The sequence below is a fragment of the Enterobacter sp. V89_11 genome, assembly GCF_029967775.1.
Taxonomy (GTDB): Bacteria; Pseudomonadota; Gammaproteobacteria; order Enterobacterales; family Enterobacteriaceae; genus Enterobacter; species Enterobacter ludwigii.
On sequence record NZ_JASCAN010000013.1, the window covers coordinates 36,038 to 59,992 of the forward strand.

The window sequence follows — 23,955 nt, forward strand, 5'->3', positions numbered from 1 at the left end:
GAGCGTAGTGCATGGAGTTCAGTGTAAAAAGCGGTAGCCCGGAGAAACAGCGGAGTGCCTGCATCGTTGTGGGCGTCTTTGAACCACGCCGACTCTCCCCGATCGCCGAGCAACTCGATAAGATCAGTGATGGCTACATCAGCGCCCTGCTGCGCCGTGGCGAACTGGAAGGCAAACCTGGGCAGACGCTGTTACTGCACCATGTTCCAAACGTACTGTCTGAACGTATTCTGCTGATTGGCTGCGGTAAAGAGCGCGAGCTGGATGAACGTCAGTATAAGCAGGTTATTCAGAAAACGATTAATACGCTGAATGATACCGGCTCAATGGAAGCCGTTTGCTTCCTGACCGAGCTGCACGTCAAAGGCCGTAACACCTACTGGAAAGTGCGTCAGGCGGTCGAAACGGCAAAAGAGAGCCTGTACAGCTTCGACCAGCTGAAAACCAACAAAAGCGAGCCACGTCGTCCGCTGCGTAAGATGGTCTTTAACGTACCGACCCGTCGCGAGCTGACCAGCGGTGAACGCGCTATCCAGCACGGTCTGGCAATTGCTGCCGGGATTAAAGCCGCAAAAGATCTGGGCAATATGCCGCCTAACATCTGTAACGCAGCGTATCTGGCCTCTCAGGCACGTCAGCTGGCTGACGCCTACAGTAAGAATGTCATCACCCGCGTCATCGGCGAACAGCAGATGAAAGAGCTGGGAATGCACTCCTATCTGGCAGTCGGCAACGGCTCCCAGAATGAGTCGCTGATGTCGGTTATCGAGTACAAAGGTAACCCGTCTGAAGATGCGCGTCCGATTGTGCTGGTTGGTAAGGGTCTGACCTTCGATTCCGGCGGTATCTCCATCAAGCCTGCCGAAGGCATGGACGAGATGAAGTACGACATGTGTGGTGCAGCAGCAGTGTATGGCGTGATGCGTATGGTGGCGGAACTTCAGCTGCCGATAAACGTCATTGGCGTGCTGGCGGGCTGTGAAAACATGCCAGGCGGTCGTGCGTACCGTCCGGGTGACGTTCTGACGACCATGTCCGGCCAGACCGTTGAAGTGCTGAACACCGACGCCGAGGGCCGTCTGGTGCTGTGCGACGTGCTGACCTACGTTGAGCGCTTCGAGCCTGAAGCGGTCATTGACGTGGCCACGCTGACCGGTGCCTGTGTGATTGCGCTGGGCCATCACATCACCGGGCTGATGTCGAACCACAATCCTCTGGCGCACGAGCTGATTGGCGCGTCCGAACAGGCCGGCGACCGCGCATGGCGTCTGCCACTGGGTGACGAGTACCAGGAACAGCTGGAGTCTAATTTCGCCGATATGGCGAACATCGGCGGTCGTCCTGGCGGGGCAATTACTGCGGGCTGCTTCCTGGCGCGCTTTACCCGTAAGTACAACTGGGCGCATCTGGATATCGCAGGTACCGCCTGGCGTTCCGGTAAGGCCAAAGGCGCAACCGGTCGTCCGGTCGCGTTACTGTCGCAGTTCCTGCTCAATCGTGCGGGTTTTAACGGCGAAGAGTAATTGCCGTCAGATGCCCGGTAGCGCTACGCTTACCGGGCCTACGGAAAGATGCCGTTTGTAGGCCGGGTCAGCCCGGCCTTGCATTTAAATCCACAACAAGAAGCCCCATATATGAAGAATGCAACGTTCTACCTTCTGGACAACGACACCCATCAGGACGGCCTCAGCGCAGTTGAACAGCTGGTGTGTGAAATTGCCGCAGAACGTTGGCGTGCAGGTAAACGCGTTCTGATTGCCTGCGAAGATGAGCAGCAGGCCATCCGCCTTGACGAAGCACTCTGGGCACGCCCGCCGGAGAGTTTTGTTCCGCATAATCTGTCTGGCGAAGGCCCTCGTGGCGGCGCACCGGTAGAGATTGCCTGGCCGCAAAAGCGCAACAGCAGCGCGCGCGATATTCTGATTAGCCTGCGGATAGATTTTGCAGATTTTGCCACCGCTTTCACAGAAGTGGTAGACTTTGTCCCTTACGAAGAATCTTTGAAACAACTGGCGCGCGAACGCTATAAAGCGTACCGCCTGGCTGGTTTTAACCTGAATACGGCAACCTGGAAATAATGGAAAAGACATATAACCCACGCGATATCGAACAGCCGCTTTACGAGCACTGGGAACAGCAGGGCTATTTCAAGCCTAACGGCGATGAAAGCAAAGAGTCCTTCTGCATCATGATCCCACCGCCGAACGTCACCGGCAGTTTGCATATGGGTCATGCCTTCCAGCAGACCATCATGGATACCATGATCCGCTACCAGCGCATGCAGGGCAAAAACACCCTGTGGCAGGCGGGGACTGACCACGCGGGTATCGCGACCCAGATGGTGGTTGAGCGTAAAATTGCCGCTGAAGAAGGTAAAACCCGCCACGACTACGGTCGCGACGCGTTCATCGATAAAATCTGGCAGTGGAAAGCAGAATCCGGCGGTACCATCACCCGTCAGATGCGCCGTCTTGGCAACTCCGTGGACTGGGAGCGCGAGCGCTTCACCATGGACGAAGGCCTTTCCAACGCCGTTAAAGAAGTGTTTGTCCGTCTGTACAAAGAAGACCTGATTTACCGTGGCAAGCGCCTGGTAAACTGGGACCCTAAACTGCGCACCGCTATCTCCGACCTGGAAGTGGAAAACCGTGAGTCTAAAGGCTCCATGTGGCATATCCGCTATCCGCTGGCCGACGGCGCTAAAACGGCAGACGGTAAAGATTATCTGGTGGTAGCGACCACCCGTCCGGAAACCCTGCTGGGCGATACCGGCGTGGCCGTTAACCCGGAAGATCCGCGTTATAAAGATCTGATTGGTAAATTCGTGGTGCTGCCGCTGGTTAACCGCCGCATTCCCGTTGTGGGCGATGAACACGCCGACATGGAAAAAGGCACCGGCTGTGTGAAAATCACCCCGGCACACGACTTCAACGACTACGAAGTGGGTCGTCGTCACGCCCTGCCAATGATCAACATTCTGACGTTCGACGGTGATATCCGTGAAAGCGCGGAAGTGTATGACACCAAAGGTAACGAATCCGACGTTTACTCCAGCGACATTCCGGCTGAATTCCAGAAAATGGAACGTTTTGCCGCGCGTAAAGCGATTGTCGCTGCAGTGGATGCACTCGGCCTGCTGGAAGAGATCAAACCTCACGATCTGACCGTGCCGTACGGTGACCGTGGGGGTGTTGTTATCGAGCCAATGCTGACCGACCAGTGGTATGTGCGCGCCGACGTGCTGGCGAAACCGGCTGTTGAAGCGGTTGAGAACGGCGACATCCAGTTCGTGCCGAAGCAGTATGAAAACATGTACTTCTCCTGGATGCGTGATATTCAGGACTGGTGTATCTCCCGTCAGCTGTGGTGGGGCCACCGTATCCCGGCCTGGTACGACAGCGAAGGCAACGTCTATGTTGGCCGCAGCGAAGATGAAGTTCGTCAGGAGAACAACCTGAGTGCCGATGTTGCCCTGCGTCAGGACGAAGACGTACTGGACACCTGGTTCTCCTCCGCACTGTGGACCTTCTCCACGCTGGGCTGGCCGGAGAACACCGACGCGCTGCGTCAGTTCCACCCAACCAGCGTGATGGTGTCCGGCTTCGACATCATCTTCTTCTGGATCGCCCGCATGATCATGATGACCATGCACTTCATCAAAGATGAAAACGGCAAGCCACAGGTTCCGTTCCATACCGTCTACATGACCGGTCTGATTCGTGACGACGAAGGCCAGAAGATGTCCAAGTCCAAGGGTAACGTTATCGACCCGCTGGACATGGTTGACGGTATCTCCCTCGAAGAGCTGCTGGAAAAACGTACCGGCAACATGATGCAACCGCAGCTGGCAGAGAAGATCCGCAAGCGTACTGAGAAACAGTTCCCGAATGGGATCGAACCTCACGGTACTGACGCCCTGCGTTTCACTCTGGCGGCACTGGCTTCAACCGGTCGTGACATCAACTGGGACATGAAGCGCCTGGAAGGTTACCGTAACTTCTGTAACAAGCTGTGGAACGCCAGCCGCTTCGTGCTGATGAACACCGAAGATCAGGATTGCGGCTTCAACGGCGGCGAGATGACCCTGTCTCTGGCCGATCGCTGGATCCTGGCAGAGTTCAACCAGACGGTGAAAGCCTTCCGCGAAGCGCTGGACAGCTACCGCTTCGATATCGCGGCGGGCATTCTGTATGAATTCACCTGGAACCAGTTCTGTGACTGGTACCTTGAGCTGGCAAAACCGGTAATGAACGGCGGTTCTGAAGCGGAACTGCGCGGTACGCGCAACACGCTGATTACCGTTCTGGAAGGTCTGCTGCGTCTGGCGCACCCGATTATTCCATTCATCACCGAAACCATCTGGCAGCGTGTGAAAGTGATTGCCGGCATCAACGCCGACACCATCATGCTGCAGCCGTTCCCGGAATTCGATGCAGCGAAGGTCGATGAAGCGGCGTCAGCCGATACCGAATGGCTGAAACAGGCGATCGTGGCGGTACGTAATATCCGTGCCGAAATGAACATCGCCCCGGGTAAACCTCTGGAGCTGCTGCTGCGCGGTTGCAGTGAGGCTGCTGTTCGCCGTGTCACCGAGAACAACACCTTCCTGAAAACCATGGCGCGTCTGGAAAGCATCACCGTGCTGCCTGCGGATGACAAAGGTCCGGTATCCGTGACCAAAATCATCGACGGCGCCGAACTGCTGATCCCGATGGCAGGTCTTATCGACAAAGACGCTGAGTTGGCTCGTCTGGCAAAAGAAGTGGCTAAGGTCGATGTGGAAATTGGCAAAATCGAAAGCAAACTGGCGAATGAAGGCTTTGTTGCCCGCGCGCCGGAAGCGGTTATCGCGAAAGAGCGTGAGCGTCTGGTTGCCTTCGCCGATGCTAAGACCAAACTGATCGAGCAGCAGGCGGTTATTGCAGCCCTGTAATGCTTTTACCCCTTACGCTTCAGGGCGTAAGGGGTATCCTTCCTGAAAACTCCTCGCTTGCGCTCCCTTTACTGCAGTGCTATTAACAGCAGTTGTGTGTCAATTTTTGTAATGAGTAAGACTATGAGCGTGATTACCCCCGTCGCGACGACGATGCGTCGGATCACTGAGCAGGACAACCCGGCTATTGCCGCCGTTATCCGAACGGTTTCCGCTGAGTATGGCCTGACCGCCGACAAAGGCTATACCGTTGCCGACCCGAATCTGGATGAGCTGTTTCAGCTGTACAGCCAGCCGGGCTACGCCTATTGGGTTATTGAGCAGAACGGCCAGGTGGTGGGCGGCGGTGGCGTGGCGCCTTTAAGCTGCAGCGAGCCGGATATCTGCGAACTGCAAAAAATGTATTTCCTGCCATCAGTACGCGGGCAAGGGCTGGCGAAAAAGCTGGCGCTTATCGCCCTTGAACATGCGCGTACTCAGGGTTTTAAACGCTGTTACCTGGAAACAACCGCCTTCCTCAAAGAGGCCATTGGCCTGTATGAACATCTGGGCTTTACGCATATTGATGCGCCGCTGGGCTGTACCGGCCACGTCGATTGCGAAGTCAGGATGCTGAAAACTCTGTAAAGGGCATTCCTGCCCTCTTCTGTTAAGCGACTGTAAACTGAATGCTCTACACTCTCAGTTCACACCATAACGGGGGAAACACGATGTCGAAGATAAAAAGCTACGCCGCACCGCAGGCGGGTGCAGAACTTGAGCTGTACGAATACGATGCGGGCGACCTAAAAGCAGAAGACGTCGAAGTGCAGGTTGATTACTGCGGGATCTGCCACTCCGATCTCTCCATGATCGACAATGAATGGGGCTTCTCACAGTATCCACTGATTGCTGGCCACGAAGTCATTGGCCGCGTTGTGGCGCTCGGTAGCGCCGCACAGGACAAAGGGCTGAAGGTCGGCCAGCGCGTGGGTATTGGCTGGACGGCGCGCAGCTGTGGTCACTGCGATGCCTGTATCAGCGGTAACCAAATCAACTGCCTCGAAGGCGCAGTCCCTACCATTCTGAACAAAGGCGGTTTCGCCGATAAACTGCGTGCCGACTGGCAATGGGTTATTCCCCTGCCGGACAGCATTGATATCGAATCTGCCGGTCCGCTGCTGTGCGGCGGTATCACCGTATTCAAACCGCTGCTGATGCATCATGTCACCGCCACCAGCCGTGTGGGTGTCATCGGGATTGGTGGTCTGGGCCATATCGCAATTAAACTGCTGCACGCGATGGGCTGTGAAGTCACGGCGTTTAGCTCGAACCCGGCCAAAGAGAAAGAAGTGCTGGCGATGGGGGCGGATAAGGTAGTCAACAGCCGCGATCCGCAAGCGCTCAAGTCGCTGGCAGGTCAGTTTGATCTGATCATCAATACCGTTAACGTCGATCTCGACTGGCAACCGTACTTTGAAGCGCTGGCCCACGGCGGTAACTTCCACACCGTCGGTGCGGTGATGAAGCCGCTGCCGGTGCCTGCGTTTACGCTGATCGGGGGGGATCGCAGCGTCTCCGGTTCAGCAACCGGTACGCCGTTCGAATTGCGCAAACTGATGAAGTTTGCCGGACGCACTAAAGTGGCGCCCACCACCGAACTGTATCCGATGTCTAAAATCAACGAAGCTATCCAGCATGTGCGTGACGGTAAAGCCCGTTATCGCGTGGTGTTGAAAGCGGATTTTTGATGTGAACGCGCGGGGTGCGTGCGGCCTGATTGCACGCATCTCCACCCTCTCCCATCGGGAGAGGGTGTAATACTCAAAACGCTAACGGGTGTTACCGTTTTGCTGCGGTCATTGCCTTGAACACCTCTGCCACCGCCACGGCCCCCGGGTCGGTCACCCCCTCCAGGTTCTCTTTGTTGACATACGACGAACGTCCGGCACCCGCTTTCACCATATTCGCTGTCGCCTCAGCGCCCGCGTTCGCAGCCTGCGCAGCAGCCTGAAGGTCGCCTTTCTGCAATGCCTCCAGCGCCGGTTGCAGGGCATCGATCAAGGTGCGATCGCCAAGATCTGCCCCACCATACTGCTTCATCTGCGCCAGCCCGCTTAAGAGCGCTTCCGGCAACGGCTGACCATCGTGCAGCGTCTGCCCGGCAGCGGTAAAGAAGATCGACATCAGCACACCGCTTGAGCCCCCCATAACCGTTGCCAGCCGCTCGCCAACCAGCAGCAACAGCGTCGACACATCATTTAGCGGAAGCTGTTTCTTCTCCAGACGCTGCGCAATATCCCGCGCCCCTTGCGCAAAGGTAGAGCCCGTATCGCCATCACCCACTTTGGCATCCAGCGCATTGAGGCGGTTTTCCAGCTGGATCAGCGTCTGCGTGACCGTGGAGACGATCTCTGCGACCCGTGGATTGTCCGAGGCGGTATATTCCACGCGGTCATGGATCGCGCTATGTTCCTGCACGCGCAGCGGCGCAAACGCCACCGGCTTCTGCCAGCCCAACGTCTCCACCTCTTCATGGAGAGCTTTTTCGAACAGATCGTTAAGCTTCAGCAACGTCAGCGAAAAGCCTTTCATATCCAGGGCACTCACCAGCGGTGCCGGACCAATCAGATAAGCGATATTCTCTTTCAGCGCCGAGTGGGCGAGCTCTTTGGTGAGCAACGCCATCTCCAGCGCCGACACGCCGCCGAGGTTATTGATAAGCACCGCAAAACGCCCGTTACCGGCCTGCGCTTTGAGCGGCTCGACCAGCGTGTCGATGATGGCTTTGCTGTTTTGCGTATCGACAACCGAGGCACCAGGCTCCCCGTGGATCCCAAGCCCCAGCTCCACGTGCCCCTGCTTGATCCGCCCCTCTTCATCATCACTGCCCGGCAGGTTACAGGTTTGCATTGCCACGCCCAGGCTCCAGAGATTATCGCAAGCCTGTTGCGCGATATCGCGCACCTCGGTCAGTGATTTGCCGTGCTCTGCCGCATAGCCCGCGATTTTATGAACCAGTGCCGTACCGGCGATACCGCGCGGCTGTTTGTTATCCGGCAGGGCAATATCATCGGCGACAATGACCATCTCGACCTTCAGGCCATAGCGCTTGGCTTTTTCTGCCGCCAGGCCGAAATTAAGCCGGTCGCCGGTGTAATTTTTCACGATCAGCAGACAACCCCGATCGCCCGTTACCGCCACAATGGCGTTCAGCACCGCATCAACGCTCGGCGAAGCAAAAAGATCCCCGCACACCGCTGCCGTGAGCATCCCTTTGCCGACAAACCCGGCGTGTGCAGGTTCGTGACCAGAGCCACCGCCTGAAATAACCGCCACCCGGCTTTTATCCCAGTCGCTGCGCGCCACCACCCGAATGGCCGGGTCGATATCAAGTTTGACGAGATTAGCGTGTGGTGCCGAAATCAGTATGCCTTCGATGGCGTCGTTGACCAGCTGTTTGCGATCGTTAAAGAAGAATCTGGACATAGTTTTCCAAAATTTTGTGAACCGTATGCAAAAGCATAGTCCGCGCTGGATAATGCGCCGCAAAGTCAGCAATTTACTCAGCCATTTTGCCGTCAGGTTGCCTATACTCGACCGAGGACTAAGAGAGGAAGCGCATTATGAGTACACCATTGTTAATTGCCCGCACGCTGGACAAAGAGCTGTTTTTACTGCCCGCGATGGCCAACCGCCACGGTCTCATCACCGGGGCCACCGGGACGGGGAAAACCGTGACCCTGCAGAAGCTGGCAGAGTCGCTTTCAGAGATTGGCGTACCGGTCTTTATGGCCGATGTAAAAGGCGATTTAACCGGTGTGGCTCAGGAAGGCACTCCGTCCGAAAAACTGCTCGACCGACTCAAAAATATCGGCATCACGGACTGGACACCGCACAACAATCCGGTCGTGTTATGGGATATCTTTGGTGAGAAAGGTCACCCGGTACGTGCAACCGTCTCTGATCTCGGTCCACTGCTGCTGGCTCGTCTGCTCAACCTCAACGACGTGCAGTCCGGTGTGCTGAACATCATCTTCCGTATTGCCGACGACCAGGGTCTGCTGCTGCTTGATTTCAAAGATCTGCGGGCCATTACCCAGTACATCGGTAATAACGCCAAATCGTTCCAGAACCAGTACGGTAATATCAGCAGCGCCTCCGTCGGGGCCATCCAGCGCGGGTTACTGACCCTGGAGCAACAGGGTGCCGAACATTTCTTTGGCGAGCCGATGCTGGATATCAAGGACTGGATGCGCACCGACAGCAACGGGAAAGGCATCATCAATATTCTGAGCTCAGAGAAGCTTTACCAGATGCCGAAGCTCTACGCCGCCAGCCTGCTGTGGATGCTCTCTGAACTGTACGAGCAGTTACCTGAAGCCGGCGATCTCGACAAACCCAAGCTGGTCTTCTTCTTCGACGAAGCGCACCTGCTGTTTAACGATGCGCCACAGGTTCTTCTGGATAAGATTGAACAGGTGATCCGCCTGATCCGCTCTAAAGGCGTCGGCGTCTGGTTTGTTTCGCAAAACCCGTCCGATATTCCTGACAACGTGCTGGGACAGCTTGGCAACCGCGTACAGCATGCCCTGCGCGCCTTTACGCCGAAAGATCAGAAGGCCGTTAAAGCCGCCGCACAAACCATGCGAGCGAACCCGGCATTTGATACCGAAGCGGCCATCCAGGCGTTGGGCACCGGTGAAGCGCTTATCTCTTTCCTGGATGCAAAAGGCAGCCCGTCCGTTGTGGAGCGCGCAATGGTGATTGCCCCTTGCTCCCGGATGGGACCCGTGACGGACGATGAACGCAACGGCCTGATTAACCGCTCCCCGCTGTATGGTAAGTATGAGGACGACGTGGATCGCGAGTCGGCATTCGAGATGCTGCAAAAAGGGGTACAGGCCACCACCGAATCCCAGGACGCGCCTGCCGCCAAAGGCCAGTCTGTTGCCGTGGACGACGGCATCCTGGGCGGGCTTAAGGATATCCTGTTTGGTACAACCGGACCACGCGGCGGCAAACGCGATGGCGTCGTGCAGACCATGGCGAAAAGTGCAGCGCGTCAGGTCACGAATCAGATTGTACGCGGCATGCTGGGGAGCCTGTTAGGCGGTCGTCGCCGGTAAGCGGGGAACCCAGGGGCGACCAAGCGCCGACCCCTGTACGCCGTGCTCTTGCAGATAACGGTCGATTTCCACCATCCCCGTCCAGCGGTTCTCACACCAGAGCGGTGCAAGAAGCGTTGGACGGCGGGCGCTGGCGGAGATGCGGTGGTAGACAATCTCCGGCGGGGTGTGCCGAATCATCTCCCCCGCCGTCATCGTATACGCATCAAGCTCAATACCGGTTAAGCGCCCGGCTTCCCAGGCTTTGGCCATGATACTGCCCTTTACGATGTGCAGTGGATGCAGCTTAATTCCGTCCACACCGGTCTCGACCACCTTTTCCAGTGTCTCAAGACCGTGCTGCTGCCCTTCGCCTGGCAGGCCGACAATCAGGTGTGAGCACACCTTTAGCCCACGCTCACGCGCGAGACGTGTGGTGCGCTGGTAACAGGCAAAATCATGTCCACGGTTGATGCGGTGCAGAGTTTTGTCGTGCGCACTTTGCAGGCCCAGCTCCAGCCAGATCTCATACCCCTGCTCCTTGTACTCGCTGAGAAGGTCCAGTACCGCTTCCGGCACGCAGTCCGGGCGGGTGCCCACACACAGCCCTACGATACTGGCCTGACTTACCGCCTGCTGATACATGGAACGCAAGACCTGTACTTCCGCCCATGTGCTGGTGTAGGCCTGGAAATAGGCCAGATACTGTTTCGCACGGTTGACCAGACTCGCCTGATGGGACAGCTGTTCGACGATAGAACGATGCTGCTGCGCTTCGTCAGCAAAAGACGCCACATTACAGAAAGTACAGCCCCCGCGCCCGATCGTCCCGTCACGGTTCGGGCAGCTAAAACCGCCATGCAGCGTCAGCTTGTGAACCTTTTGCCCATAACGCTGCAAAAGATCCCCACCAAACATGTTGACTAATTTCTGTAACTGCATAATCTGATAGACCGTCCCAAAGAAAGGGGACAAGCCTGCCATTTTTAGCCTCTGTCGGCGATGACCTGGATCAATCGCCCTGGACGGCCTTTATCTCTATGAATAAATACTCAGGATTACTGCAATTTCATTCACGCCAGTTGTGATTACTTTTCCTTATGTTCTGATTGTTTTTTTCACTTATAGCGTCAGCACTGAAAAACAGTGACTTTATGCGGGTTTGCATTTCATCGTAGAGAATTATTCTGCTAAAAAACGGCTATTCAGCACGCTACATCGATAATACCGCTTTCATATAGTGAGTCAGATCACACTCCGCTGCGTCTCACCACAGCTTACAAACGTTGTAAATAGAGTTGAATTTCTTTTATATACAAATAGTTAATAGCTCTTTAGCACATTTTTGTATAAATAAGATTGCCATTTGACCTGTGTACCAATTCCCGATAAGTTGGAAATCCGCTGGAAGCTTTCTGGATGAGCAGCCTGCTCATCATATTTATGCAGTAATTGAGATTCCCTCTGAAGCAAGTCCTCAAACTTGTTTACCTGCGCGAAAGGATGAAAAAGAGGGCGAATGCGAGGTACGCGTATGAAACGCAAACCCCGTCGCCATGCTCTTTCTGTGCCTGTGCGCCACGGTTCAGTGGGAAGCCCGACGAGCCTGGGGAGGTTCACTGATATGTTGTACGATAAATCCCTTGAGAAGGATAACTGTGGTTTCGGCCTGATCGCCCACATAGAAGGCGAACCTAGCCACAAGGTAGTGCGTACTGCTATTCACGCACTGGCCCGCATGCAGCACCGTGGTGCCATCCTTGCTGATGGTAAAACCGGCGACGGTTGCGGTCTGCTGCTGCAAAAACCGGATCGTTTCTTCCGTATCGTTGCGGAAGAGCGCGGCTGGCGTTTAGCCAAAAACTACGCTGTCGGTATGCTGTTCCTGAATCAGGATCCTGAAAAAGCTGCCGCCTCACGCCGCATCGTCGAAGAAGAACTTCAACGTGAAACCCTGTCTATTGTTGGCTGGCGCGATGTGCCAACCAACGAAGGGGTACTCGGCGAAATCGCCCTCTCCTCGCTGCCTCGAATTGAACAGATTTTTGTTAATGCCCCTGCGGGCTGGCGTCCGCGTGATATGGAACGCCGTCTGTTTATCGCCCGTCGTCGCATTGAAAAACGTCTCCAGGACGACAAGGAGTTCTACGTCTGTAGCCTCTCTAACCTGGTGAACATCTATAAAGGTCTGTGTATGCCGGCTGACCTGCCGCGCTTCTACCTGGACCTGGCGGACCTGCGTCTGGAATCGGCCATCTGCCTCTTCCACCAGCGCTTCTCCACCAACACCGTCCCTCGCTGGCCGCTGGCACAGCCGTTCCGCTACCTGGCGCACAACGGCGAGATCAATACCATTACCGGTAACCGCCAGTGGGCGCGTGCTCGTACCTATAAGTTCCAGACGCCACTGATCCCTGACCTGCACGATGCCGCGCCGTTCGTTAACGAAACCGGCTCTGACTCCAGCTCCATGGATAACATGCTGGAGCTGCTGCTGGCAGGCGGTATGGATATCGTGCGCGCCATGCGTCTGCTCGTGCCACCGGCATGGCAGAACAACCCGGATATGGATCCAGAGCTGCGCGCGTTCTTCGACTTTAACTCCATGCACATGGAGCCGTGGGATGGCCCGGCGGGCATCGTTATGTCCGACGGTCGCTTTGCTGCCTGTAACCTGGACCGTAACGGTCTGCGTCCGGCACGCTACGTCATCACCAAAGATAAGCTCATCACCTGCGCCTCTGAAGTCGGTATCTGGGATTACCAGCCTGACGAAGTGGTTGAGAAAGGCCGCGTTGGCCCGGGCGAGCTGATGGTTATCGACACCCGCGGTGGGCGCATTCTGCACTCTGCTGAAACCGATAACGATCTGAAGAGCCGCCATCCGTACAAAGAGTGGATGGAGAAAAACGTTCGTCGCCTGGTGCCATTCGAAGATCTGCCGGATGAAGAAGTGGGCAGTCGTGAGCTGGACGACGATACGCTCGCCAGCTTCCAGAAACAGTTTAACTACAGCGCCGAAGAGCTGGATTCAGTGATCCGCGTACTCGGTGAAAATGGCCAGGAAGCGGTCGGCTCCATGGGTGACGATACCCCGTTTGCCGTGCTCTCCAGCCAGCCACGCATCATTTATGATTACTTCCGTCAGCAGTTTGCGCAGGTGACCAACCCGCCAATCGATCCGCTGCGTGAAGCACACGTGATGTCACTGGCCACCAGCATCGGTCGCGAGATGAACGTCTTCTGCGAAGCTGAAGGCCAGGCGCACCGCCTGACCTTTAAATCGCCGATCCTGCTGTACTCTGATTTCAAACAGCTCACCACCCTGAAAGAGGATCACTACCGCGCCGACACGCTCGATATCACTTTCGACGTGACCGAAGCGACCCTCGAAGAGACGGTGAATGCGCTGTGTGACAAAGCGGAACAGATGGTGCGTAACGGTACCGTTCTGCTGGTGCTCTCTGACCGCAATATTGCGAAAAACCGTCTGCCGGTACCGGCCCCAATGGCGGTAGGTGCTATCCAGACGCGTCTGGTCGATAAGAGCCTGCGCTGCGACGCCAACATCATTGTTGAAACCGCCAGCGCCCGCGATCCGCACCACTTTGCCGTGCTGTTAGGCTTTGGTGCGACGGCTATTTACCCGTACCTGGCCTACGAAACGCTGGCGCGTCTCGTGGATACCCGTGCTATCGACAAAGATTACCGCACGGTGATGCTGAACTACCGTAACGGCATCAACAAAGGCCTGTACAAAATCATGTCCAAAATGGGCATCTCGACCATCGCCTCCTACCGCTGCTCGAAGCTGTTTGAAGCGGTCGGTCTGCATGACGACGTGGCGACACTTTGCTTCCAGGGTGTTATCAGCCGTATCGGCGGTGCCGGATTCGCTGACTTCCAGCAGGATCTGATGAACCTGTCGAAACGCGCCTGGCTGGCACGTAAGCCGCTGGATCAAGGTGGTCTGCTGAAGTATGTCCACGGCGGTGAATATCACGCTTATAACCCGGACGTGGTGCGTACGCTGCAACAGGCCGTTCAGAGCGGCGAGTACAGCGATTACCAGCAGTATGCTGAACTGGTGAACAGCCGTCCGGCGGCGACGCTGCGCGACCTGCTGGCGCTGAACCCGGGTGATGAAGCCGTCAGCATTGACGACGTTGAGCCTGCCACTGAACTGTTTAAACGCTTTGACACCGCGGCAATGTCCATCGGTGCGCTCAGCCCGGAAGCTCACGAAGCGCTGGCTGAAGCGATGAACAGCATCGGCGGCAATTCAAACTCCGGTGAAGGTGGTGAAGACCCTGCCCGTTATGGCACCAACAAAGTCTCACGTATCAAGCAGGTTGCATCCGGTCGCTTTGGCGTCACGCCAGCGTATCTGGTTAACGCCGACGTGATTCAGATTAAAGTCGCTCAGGGTGCAAAACCGGGCGAAGGCGGCCAGTTACCGGGTGATAAAGTCACGCCGTATATCGCCAAATTACGCTACTCCGTACCGGGTGTGACGCTGATTTCTCCGCCACCGCATCACGATATTTACTCTATCGAGGATCTGGCGCAGCTGATTTTCGACCTGAAACAGGTCAACCCGAAAGCGATGATCTCCGTGAAGCTGGTTTCCGAACCGGGCGTTGGCACCATCGCGACTGGTGTGGCAAAAGCCTATGCGGACCTGATCACCATCGCCGGTTATGACGGTGGTACCGGGGCAAGCCCACTCTCCTCCGTGAAATACGCGGGCTGTCCGTGGGAGCTTGGCCTGGTGGAAACCCAGCAGGCGCTGGTGGCTAACGGTCTGCGTCATAAGATCCGTCTGCAGGTGGATGGCGGCCTGAAAACCGGCCTCGACATCATCAAGGCGGCGATTCTGGGTGCGGAAAGCTTTGGTTTCGGCACGGGCCCTATGGTCGCGCTCGGCTGTAAATACCTGCGTATTTGCCACCTGAACAACTGTGCTACCGGTGTTGCAACCCAGGACGAGAAGCTGCGTAAGAACCATTACCACGGCCTGCCGTTCAAAGTGACGAACTACTTTGATTTCATCGCCCGCGAAACCCGTGAGCTGATGGCACAGCTGGGCGTGAAACGCCTGGTGGATCTGATTGGCCGTACCGACCTGCTCAAAGAGCTGGAAGGTTTCACCGCCAAACAGCAGAAGCTGGAGCTGTCTAAGTTGCTGGAAACTGCCGAGCCACATCCTGGCAAAGCGGTCTACTGCACCGAGAACAACCCGCCGTTCGACAATGGCGTGCTGAACGCGCAGCTGCTGCAGCAAGCGAAACCGTACGTGGATGACAAGCAGAGCAAAACGTTCTGGTTTGATATCCGCAACACTGATCGTTCTGTCGGTGCATCGCTTTCCGGTTACATCGCGCAAACACACGGTGACCAGGGCCTGGCGGCCGACCCGATTACCGCGCATTTCAGCGGTACTGCGGGTCAGAGCTTCGGCGTGTGGAACGCCGGCGGCGTTGAACTGTATCTGACCGGTGATGCCAACGACTATGTCGGTAAAGGCATGGCGGGTGGTCTGCTGGCGGTGCGTCCGCCGGTCGGTTCAGCCTTCCGTAGCTGCGATGCCAGCATCATCGGTAACACCTGTCTGTACGGCGCGACCGGTGGTCGTCTGTTTGCAGCGGGTCGTGCAGGTGAACGTTTTGCCGTACGTAACTCCGGTGCCATCACCGTGGTTGAAGGTATCGGTGATAACGGTTGTGAATACATGACGGGCGGGATTGTGTGCGTCCTGGGTAAAACCGGCGTGAACTTTGGCGCAGGCATGACGGGCGGTTTTGCTTACGTCCTGGATGAAGACGGTGAGTTCCGCAAACGCGTGAACCCTGAACTGGTGGAAGTGCTGGACGTTGAAACGCTGGCTATCCACGAAGAACACCTGCGCGGTTTGATTACCGAACACGTGCAGCATACCGGTTCTTCGCGCGGCGAAGAGATCCTGGCCAACTGGCCGGCGTTCTCTGCGAAATTCGCGCTGGTTAAACCGAAGTCCAGCGATGTTAAAGCCCTGTTGGGTCACCGTAGTCGTAGCGCAGCAGAGCTGCGTGTGCAGGCGCAGTAAGGAATTCAGATGAGCCAGAACGTATACCAGTTTATCGACCTGCAGCGTGTTGATCCGCCAAAGAAACCGCTGAAGATCCGTAAAATTGAATTTGTAGAAATCTATGAGCCGTTTTCAGAAGGCCAGGCCAAAGCACAGGCAGACCGCTGCCTGTCCTGCGGTAACCCTTACTGCGAATGGAAATGTCCGGTCCATAACTACATCCCGAACTGGCTGAAACTGGCCAACGAAGGACGTATTTTTGAAGCTGCCGAGCTGTCTCATCAGACAAACACCCTGCCGGAAGTGTGCGGCCGCGTGTGTCCTCAGGACCGTCTGTGTGAAGGTTCCTGTACGCTGAACGACGAATTTGGCGCGGTGACCATCGGTAATATCGAACGCTATATCAACGATAAAGCCTTCGAAATGGGCTGGCGTCCGGATATGACCGGCGTGAAGCAAACCGACAAGCGTGTGGCGATCATCGGTGCGGGCCCGGCGGGCCTGGCCTGTGCGGACGTTCTGACCCGTAACGGCGTGAAGGCGGTGGTCTTTGACCGCCATCCGGAAATCGGCGGTCTGCTGACCTTCGGTATTCCGGCCTTCAAGCTGGAAAAAGAGGTCATGACCCGCCGCCGTGAAATCTTCACCGGTATGGGCATTGAGTTCAAACTGAATGTGGAAGTGGGTCGCGACGTGCAGCTCGACGACCTGCTGAAGGATTACGACGCCGTCTTCCTGGGCGTGGGAACCTATCAGTCCATGCGCGGTGGTCTGGAAAACGAAGATGCGCCGGGCGTATTCGACGCACTGCCATTCCTGATTGCCAATACCAAACAGATCATGGGCTATGGCGAAACCGCCGATGAGCCGTATGTCAGCATGGAAGGCAAACGCGTGGTGGTGCTGGGCGGGGGTGATACCGCGATGGACTGCGTGCGTACCTCCATTCGCCAGAATGCGGCACACGTGATCTGCGCCTATCGTCGTGACGAAGAGAACATGCCGGGCTCTAAACGCGAAGTGAAAAACGCGCGTGAAGAGGGCGTGGAATTCCAGTTCAACATCCAGCCTCTGGGTATTGAAGTGAATGCCAATGGCAAAGTGAGCGGCGTGAAAATGGCGCGCACTGAGATGGGTGCGCCGGATGCGAAAGGTCGTCGTCGCGCAGAGATCGTGGCAGGCTCCGAGCATGTGATCCCGGCCGATGCCGTAGTAATGGCGTTCGGTTTCCGTCCTCACAGCATGGAGTGGCTGGCGAAGCACAGCGTAGAGCTGGACTCTCAGGGTCGTGTTATTGCGCCGGAAGGCAACGAAAACGCGTTCCAGACCAGCAACCCGAAAATCTTTGCTGGCGGTGATATCGTTCGCGGTTCCGACCTGGTCGTTACCGCAATTGCCGAAGGTCGTAAAGCCGCTGACGGTATTCTGAACTACCTGGAAGTGTAAGAAAAAAGCCGGATGGCAAATACCATCCGGCTTTTTTTATGCGGTTAACCGCCGTTGGTTTTCCCCCTGCAGCTCCGCTTTTCTGTGGTGCCGCAAAAAGAAGGGTTACTTCGTCAATAAGCTCCAGGTCAAATCACTTTCCAGCGTAGTTTGATCTGTCAGATGGCTGAACGCGCTTTCGTTGAGAACCGGTGAGAGCGTTACGTTGAAACTCATCTGCTGGCCGGAAGGGACCTGGTTATTCTCAAGCGCAATCACCGCCTCGTTATTACGCAGATAGAACGGCGTCGGTGTACCGTTTTCCGGCGTAAAATTCAGCTGATCGACCGTTTTACCCACGGTGTAACTTTTGCCATCGACGGTCATGTTGTCAATTTTGACTGCGACACCGCCGGACTGCCCAAAAAGAAACCGCCCCTTATCTCCCGCTGTACCAAGCAGTATCACCGCCATCTGCTGAGACTGAGGGCAAAAAACATTTACCGTGATGTCACGATCGGCCATTTTATGCCAGTCCTGCTGCGTCGTTTCGATCGTATCCCGGCGCATTTCATGATAATCCACCACCGGCTGTGAGAGACTGAGCTGGCACTCTTCAGCATGGGTTATTCCTGTCACACCGAGCATCAGCAAGGCCACTAAGCCCGATAAGTGTCGACTGTTCATCGGCAGACTCCATTCACTTCTTCATAGAAGGCATTTTCGTCATGCTTATCAGCCAGGGTGTAATCAATCTTACACAGTCGGTTATTGTCACCGTCTAGCGCGTAGAGCGCGCTCAGCTGATCGGCATCGTTAATAAAGACGTGGCCATCATCAACCGTGGTCACGATATAGTTACCTTTCTCATCAACAATCGAGATCCCTTTACTCAGGGGCTGACCGTCAGCCTGCTTAACGCTTAGCATGACGCGGCGGCTGTTGAGTACTTTGAAATCAATCTCGCTGACCGAGGCATGGCCTGCGGCAATATATTTCGTGCCGTTAGCCAGCGTCATACTCTGCGGCAGCTTATTAGCATCAATTTCTATGCGGGAGTTATGCCATTCGTTGAGTGAAGGCACCACGGCCTGGCCCCATGGATCGGTCCAGACGGTACCTTGCGGAGTGGAGATTTCAACGCCGCTCTTCTTCTCGCTCAGTCTGGCAATCGCGAAGGTGTCCTGAATCGTATACGGCGAGAAAGTCACACCCTCTTTATGCATGGCCACGCCACCCGACAATGTCACATTGTAGTTCCGCTGATTATCCCCACTGGTTCCGCCCCCCACGCTCAGTTGCGTATAGCGCAGGTTAGTGTTGATGTTGCCGTTGAAGCTGTTGTCTTTCGAATCCTGATCGCGATCGGCTGAGATGTAATAGTTCGTATTGTCTCCCAGCGAGCCGCTGTTAGACGCGCCATAGGAGGTGCTATCACCCTGTTTACGCATATAGGTACTGATGGACTGACTGCCGCCGAGCGGGATGCTCACGTTGACGTAGAACATCTCATTGTCCTGATCGTCATCGACATTACCGACCGCACTTTGCCAGTTCATGGATACTGACGCGTACGTAAAGGTCTTGCCCCATGACAGCAAGAGGTAACGTGAATCTTCACCGTCACCGCTGGTCTGGTTGTAGTTGAACCCTGCGCTAAACACCCCCGCCAGAGGGGAGGAGAAACGAACGTTGCCGGAATAGGTGTTGTCATATCCCTGATAATCATCATCCATCGCATCAGCCAGTTCGCGATACTCTCCGCTGTAATGCGTCGCACTGCCTGAAAGACCGACGTACTCGTTCAGGATGTAATCACTTTGCAGCTCGGTTTTTACCCCGCTGCTGCTGTCATCAAAGCTCGCATTGCTGACTGCCGCACCCGTTGAAAGGGTCCAGTCATCGCTTATCAGGAACTCTGTCCTGCCGCCTGCCGCCTGATAGTTTTCCGCAGCGGCACCTGAAGCCAGGAGATTCATCCACGGAGAGACACGCCAGCCGTCAGAGATGTTCATCACCAGCGGATCGTTATAGTCACTGTCAATGCTGCGGACCTGACCTACAGAAAGGGTTAGACCCTGCGGGCGTGAAAGGTTGCGTGCCCTTACCTGAGACGCCGGGACGATGAAACGGTTAGTTGCGCCGTCGGATTCCACCACTGAGACGTCCAGATCCACATTGTTGCGAACCACGGGCACGTCATCCAGCGTGAAGGGGCCGGCTGGCACAAGGGTACTGAAGACCAGTTGACCGTTCTGGCGGATTTCGACACGTGCCTGGGAAGACTGGGCAATACCGGACACGCTCACGCCAGAGCTTGCTCTCGCCAGACCGCTGGTCGGCATAAACTGAACGCCGGTAATCGGCACCCCGCTCAACACGTTGGACATGGCGTTGATTTCACCCACCTGCATCGTCATTTTTTGCGCGGTAAAGACATGCTCAGCATAAGTGTAAATGCTTTCGGCATTTCGGCTACCGTCGTCATCCGTCAGGATATAACGGCTGCGCAGCGCCCAGTCCATCGTGTTGAATCCGGCTTCCAGGCTGGCCTGAGAGTAGCGGCTGCTGTCATTGTCACCATAGTCGTTATGGGTGCTGAACAATGAATAGTTCAGCAGCGCCGCCGTTCCGCCATGCTGGAAGTTTTTGATATCCGACGACAGACTGTTCACCGCTTCAGCTGGCAGATAGAGTTCAACGGCCTCCTGGTTAGGCAAGGCGTTGATGACGGCTTTAGGATAGTTATCCCGAATATCATGACACTCCTCACCGGACTTTATTGACACAGGCATCAGCCCAGCAAACTCCATGAGATCGTTATCAAAGCAAAGCATGCCATCTTTGTTGAAACGAACTGCAGCCATTCCTCGCTCTTTCCCGTTTACCTTCACCGAAACGGAGTGGGTTCCGGGTAAAAAGCGTGGTGCTTCTGCGAAGTAATGGTTGAGATCTTTATTCAACCCCAGCGTTTGCATTATCCCCGTGTCGAAGGTGACCTCCCTCGCCAGAACGGATGTTGAATCAAGTAACACCAGAGGTAATGTGCCGCAAAGAATGGCGCGGACACAAAGTGCAAGGCGGCTTTGTTTACTCACCGTCATATCCCTATTTTATTTATTTAATTCCGACGTAAAGCTCGGTACCTCAACGCCATAGCGGCTGGCCGGGAAAAACTTAACGCTGCTGTCACCGCTGACTTTCTTACTCATATCAGCCGTTAGCGTTTCGCCAGGAAGAATGTAGGTTTTGGACAGAGAGGCACTCACACCTGAAGGCAGCAGCATCACGTTCTGCCCAAGACGGACCACATATTTGCTGGGATTGTTCACGGTGACGGACGTGCCGTTTGAGGACCACTTCAGGAACTTCCAGGCATCAGTGACCACTCCCAGGGATGCCGGACGAATAAGCACGGGGATATCCTGGCGAATGTTAATGCCAATCTTTATTTTTTTATCATCGTTTTTAGGCGGAATACCGTCGAATGTGACGCGTTTATAATGCTCTACATCCAATGGCTGTTTGTTCTGAAGAATAAAGCGCAGCTGCTGCGTCTGACCTGGCTCAAGACGTACCACCGGCTGCGTTGCAATAAGCTTAAGACCGGTATCGTCCGGCAGGTCAACGACATTTGTATATAAAAGTGAAGGATGCGAATCGGTATTCTTGACGTTAATGGTTCCACTGTGCGTTGCTTCATCAATGATTAACAGACTGGTTTCAGGCACCATGCCTTCTGCATGTACAGCAACACTGGCAGATAATAACGCGGCAGTAATAAGCGTGTTAAATAAAGTGGATTTTAAACAATGCATAATAATATCTCCTTGAAAGCAACAACAGAACAGTCCATGTTTATCGCGCCGTTAAAAAGAGAGTAAATGCAGCGCATTTACTCTCCGGTTAATTAAATTACGTTTACTCGATTAAAAGTCTTACAGATAACGCAGGCTGATAGTCACCTGACCATCAAGCTGGGTGTCATCAGTGATCGCCAGCGTGGTGGTATCCTGGATCGCCAGAGAGGTCACCAGTGGGAAGGTTGCGGTCTGGAACGCCAGTGGAGCCAGGGTGCCAACAGTCGCAACGGTGAAATCACGATAGTTATCGCCCTGAGTTGTACCGTTGGTGCTCTTTGACCAGTTACCGGTAGCATTCTGCTGGTAAATTGGGTCAACTTTAGCGCCGTCAGCCATTACGCTGTCAGTTTTAACGAACAGCGAGTATGTTCCGATGTTCACTGGTGTTGTACCTGTTGTTTTACCTACACCGTAAGTCTGGCTTTCAGACGAATTAGAACCACCACCAAACATGCCATTCTCAACGGTGAGTTTCGCGTTAGAATCAGCGCGATCGTCAATCATATTCCAGGACACTTTTGTTGCTGCGGTGCAGGTAATAGTCAGATCGATGTCTTTCTGGCCCAGCTGGTTAACTGCCGTTGAGCTTAAACCACCCAAACTAACTGTGCCGTAGTCAACCGTTCCGCCGTTGCTTAACTGAGGCGTACAGGCTGAATTAGTCAGCGTACCTTTGACTTTCAGAACGGCAGTCGGGTTAGCCGCAAAAGCGGATGTCACACACAGAGAGAGCGCAGTAGCGAGTAAAACCTTTTTCACTTGTTATTCCTTAACATATGAGTAATTGCAATATTAAATACAGCAGGGATAAATAAATTTACCCCATACTGTTTATCGTCATGCTTGAGAGCATGCGTAGATAATATAATCTTTATAAATACAAGCAATTTAGAAAAATTAATTTATGGATTTAGAATAACGTTATCAATAAGTGATATTTATTTATAAGAGTGTATATAGCTTTAAAACGACATATTATATTCAGCGGAGATATAGCTTGAAATTATCCGAACGGCGTGGGCAGGCAAAAAAGAAGGGATGTATATAATTTACTTTATTAAACTTTTTGACATAAAAAGACATAAAAAATCCAGCTAGTCTGAATAACTAACTGGATAGTCGATAAAAAAGCTTTTACTACTTCACAACGCGCAGCGCCGGACGGCCTCCGCGCGGCGGCGGATCGTCATCAGGATCGTCATTGTGATCGGGCTTGTCACCCTCAATGACCGACATCAGCGTTTCGCTTTCGTTTTCCGAAGCGCCGTTTTCGTCATTCAGGCCGACAACATCCTCGTCATAAGCCGCTTCCGGCTCAAACATGGTGCCTGCACCGTTTTCACGCGCATAAATCGCCAGCACCGCAGCCAGCGGTACAGAAACCTGACGCGGCACACCGCCGAAACGCGCATTAAAGCGCACTTCGTCGTTGGCCAGTTCAAGGTTACCCACCGCGCGCGGCGCGATGTTCAGTACGATCTGCCCGTCACGTGCATATTCCATAGGAACCTGCACGCCCGGCAACGTCACATCCACAACCAGGTGCGGCGTGAGCTGGTTATCCAGCAGCCATTCATAGAAGGCGCGCAGCAGATACGGACGGCGTGGGGTAAGTTGTGACATTTCCACAGTCATTAGCCTCGGCCGAGACGCATTTCACGTTCCGGTTCAGTTAAAGATGCCAGGAAAGAATCGCGTTCAAATACGCGAGTCATGTAGCCCTTCAGCTCTTTCGCGCCCGGACCGCTGAACTCTACGCCCAGGGTTGGCAGACGCCAGAGCAACGGCGCCAGGTAGCAATCTACCAGGCTGAACTCATCGCTCAGGAAGAATGGTTTCTGACCAAACACAGGGGCAATCGCCAGCAGCTCTTCACGCAGTTGCTTACGTGCAGCGTCTGCTTCAGAAGAGGAACCGTTGACGATAACGTTCATCAGCGTGTACCAGTCTTTTTCGATACGCTGCATGTACAGGCGGCTTTCACCACGTGCAACAGGGTAAACAGGCATCAGTGGTGGATGCGGGAAACGCTCATCCAGATATTCCATAATGATACGGGATTCCCACAGGGTCAGCTCGCGATCCACCAGCGTCGGTACGCTTTGGCTCGGGTTGAGATCGATCAGATCCTGAGGCGGGTTATCCTTTTCCACATGCTCGATCTCAAAACTGACACCTTTCTCGGCCAGCACGATACGAACCTGATGGCTATAAATGTCAGTAGGACCAGAAAACAGCGTCATTACCGAACGTTTGTTGGCAGCGACAGCCATGAAAACCTCCAGGTATATTCAGAATTTTTACTGCTACCAGCCCAAACAGGGCCAGCCAGATGTTGTATCGCCCATCCCAGAGAAAACACATTGTTCAAGAATCGAACAAAAAACGAGTATTCACCGATATTTGGGCAGAAAATTGGATGATAGTTTACCAGATTTTGATGGCTTTGTGGTGAGGGGATTCTGGAAATGTGGAAAAAGAGAAGATATATGCAGTGATGCTGTGGATAACCTGCACATTATCCATAAAAAAAAACCCGCCGAAGCGGGTTTTTCGCCAATCGTTTCTGCGTAAGCAGAA

Annotated in this window: 17 protein-coding genes; 9 read left to right on the top strand and 8 right to left on the bottom strand. The window is 54.7% G+C overall.

Annotated features, from left to right (window positions below):
* Positions 1-11: 11 nt before the first annotated feature.
* From pepA to QLG09_RS11670, 5 genes are all read left to right on the top strand, one after another.
* Positions 12-1,523, top strand: coding sequence for a leucyl aminopeptidase (gene pepA / locus QLG09_RS11650; protein WP_014171826.1), 1,512 nt, complete (start codon positions 12-14; stop codon positions 1,521-1,523).
* Positions 1,524-1,634: 111 nt separating this feature from the next.
* Positions 1,635-2,078 carry a DNA polymerase III subunit chi gene (gene holC / locus QLG09_RS11655; protein ID WP_008502815.1) on the top strand — a complete coding sequence of 148 codons (444 nt, stop codon included), beginning with the start codon at positions 1,635-1,637 and terminating at the stop codon, positions 2,076-2,078.
* Entirely contained in the window at positions 2,078-4,933 is a 2,856-nt protein-coding gene (locus QLG09_RS11660) for a valine--tRNA ligase (protein WP_020883522.1), read from the top strand. The genes holC and QLG09_RS11660 overlap by 1 nt, the downstream gene beginning before the upstream one ends.
* A 123-nt stretch (positions 4,934-5,056) precedes the next feature.
* The gene (locus tag QLG09_RS11665) at positions 5,057-5,560 is read left to right on the top strand and encodes a GNAT family N-acetyltransferase (RefSeq protein WP_020883521.1); all 504 of its coding nucleotides are present in this window, start codon (positions 5,057-5,059) and stop codon (positions 5,558-5,560) included.
* An 83-nt stretch (positions 5,561-5,643) separates the two neighbouring features.
* On the top strand, positions 5,644-6,663 hold the full coding sequence (locus QLG09_RS11670) for an NAD(P)-dependent alcohol dehydrogenase (RefSeq protein WP_020883520.1): 1,020 nt from the start codon (positions 5,644-5,646) through the stop codon (positions 6,661-6,663).
* A 91-nt stretch (positions 6,664-6,754) separates the two neighbouring features.
* Here the strand turns inward: QLG09_RS11670 and QLG09_RS11675 are convergent, their stop codons facing one another.
* Positions 6,755-8,401, bottom strand: a complete 1,647-nt coding sequence (locus tag QLG09_RS11675; RefSeq protein ID WP_032680191.1) for a glycerone kinase — start codon at positions 8,399-8,401, stop codon at positions 6,755-6,757.
* A gap of 137 nt (positions 8,402-8,538) precedes the next feature.
* On the opposite strand from QLG09_RS11675, the gene QLG09_RS11680 reads away from it, so the two are divergent.
* The gene (locus QLG09_RS11680) at positions 8,539-10,041 is read left to right on the top strand and encodes a helicase HerA-like C-terminal domain-containing protein (protein ID WP_049021913.1); all 1,503 of its coding nucleotides are present in this window, start codon (positions 8,539-8,541) and stop codon (positions 10,039-10,041) included.
* Here QLG09_RS11680 and QLG09_RS11685 read toward each other — a convergent pair.
* Positions 10,021-10,962 carry a TIGR01212 family radical SAM protein gene (locus QLG09_RS11685; RefSeq protein WP_139252549.1) on the bottom strand — a complete coding sequence of 314 codons (942 nt, stop codon included), beginning with the start codon at positions 10,960-10,962 and terminating at the stop codon, positions 10,021-10,023. The two genes, QLG09_RS11680 and QLG09_RS11685, sit on opposite strands and share 21 nt — an antisense overlap.
* Before the next feature lie 682 nt (positions 10,963-11,644).
* Here QLG09_RS11685 and gltB point away from each other — a divergent pair.
* Positions 11,645-16,105 carry a glutamate synthase large subunit gene (gene gltB, locus QLG09_RS11690; protein WP_032679060.1) on the top strand — a complete coding sequence of 1,487 codons (4,461 nt, stop codon included), beginning with the start codon at positions 11,645-11,647 and terminating at the stop codon, positions 16,103-16,105.
* Between the two features lie 9 nt (positions 16,106-16,114).
* Complete coding sequence (locus QLG09_RS11695; protein WP_014171835.1) at positions 16,115-17,533, top strand: glutamate synthase small subunit; 1,419 nt, start codon at positions 16,115-16,117, stop codon at positions 17,531-17,533.
* A 105-nt stretch (positions 17,534-17,638) separates the two neighbouring features.
* Here the strand turns inward: QLG09_RS11695 and QLG09_RS11700 are convergent, their stop codons facing one another.
* The 6 genes from QLG09_RS11700 to sspA all read right to left on the bottom strand — a co-directional run bounded on the left by QLG09_RS11700 (position 17,639) and on the right by sspA (position 23,648).
* Positions 17,639-18,199, bottom strand: coding sequence for a hypothetical protein (locus tag QLG09_RS11700; RefSeq protein WP_049021919.1), 561 nt, complete (start codon positions 18,197-18,199; stop codon positions 17,639-17,641).
* The gene (locus QLG09_RS11705) at positions 18,196-20,616 is read right to left on the bottom strand and encodes a fimbrial biogenesis usher protein (RefSeq protein ID WP_282488915.1); all 2,421 of its coding nucleotides are present in this window, start codon (positions 20,614-20,616) and stop codon (positions 18,196-18,198) included. The genes QLG09_RS11700 and QLG09_RS11705 overlap by 4 nt, the downstream gene beginning before the upstream one ends.
* 9 nt (positions 20,617-20,625) lie before the next feature.
* Entirely contained in the window at positions 20,626-21,330 is a 705-nt protein-coding gene (locus QLG09_RS11710) for a fimbria/pilus chaperone family protein (RefSeq protein ID WP_014171838.1), read from the bottom strand.
* 120 nt (positions 21,331-21,450) lie between these two features.
* Positions 21,451-22,134: a DUF1120 domain-containing protein gene (locus tag QLG09_RS11715; protein WP_020883513.1), complete on the bottom strand. Its 684-nt coding sequence runs from the start codon at positions 22,132-22,134 to the stop codon at positions 21,451-21,453.
* A gap of 378 nt (positions 22,135-22,512) precedes the next feature.
* On the bottom strand, positions 22,513-23,004 hold the full coding sequence (gene sspB / locus QLG09_RS11720; protein WP_025202910.1) for a ClpXP protease specificity-enhancing factor: 492 nt from the start codon (positions 23,002-23,004) through the stop codon (positions 22,513-22,515).
* A 5-nt stretch (positions 23,005-23,009) separates the two neighbouring features.
* Complete coding sequence (gene sspA / locus QLG09_RS11725) at positions 23,010-23,648, bottom strand: stringent starvation protein SspA (protein WP_014071978.1); 639 nt, start codon at positions 23,646-23,648, stop codon at positions 23,010-23,012.
* On the opposite strand from sspA, the gene QLG09_RS11730 reads away from it, so the two are divergent.
* Positions 23,647-23,949, top strand: coding sequence for a hypothetical protein (locus QLG09_RS11730; protein WP_136342246.1), 303 nt, complete (start codon positions 23,647-23,649; stop codon positions 23,947-23,949). The two genes, sspA and QLG09_RS11730, sit on opposite strands and share 2 nt — an antisense overlap.
* The last annotated feature ends 6 nt before the right edge of the window (positions 23,950-23,955 follow it).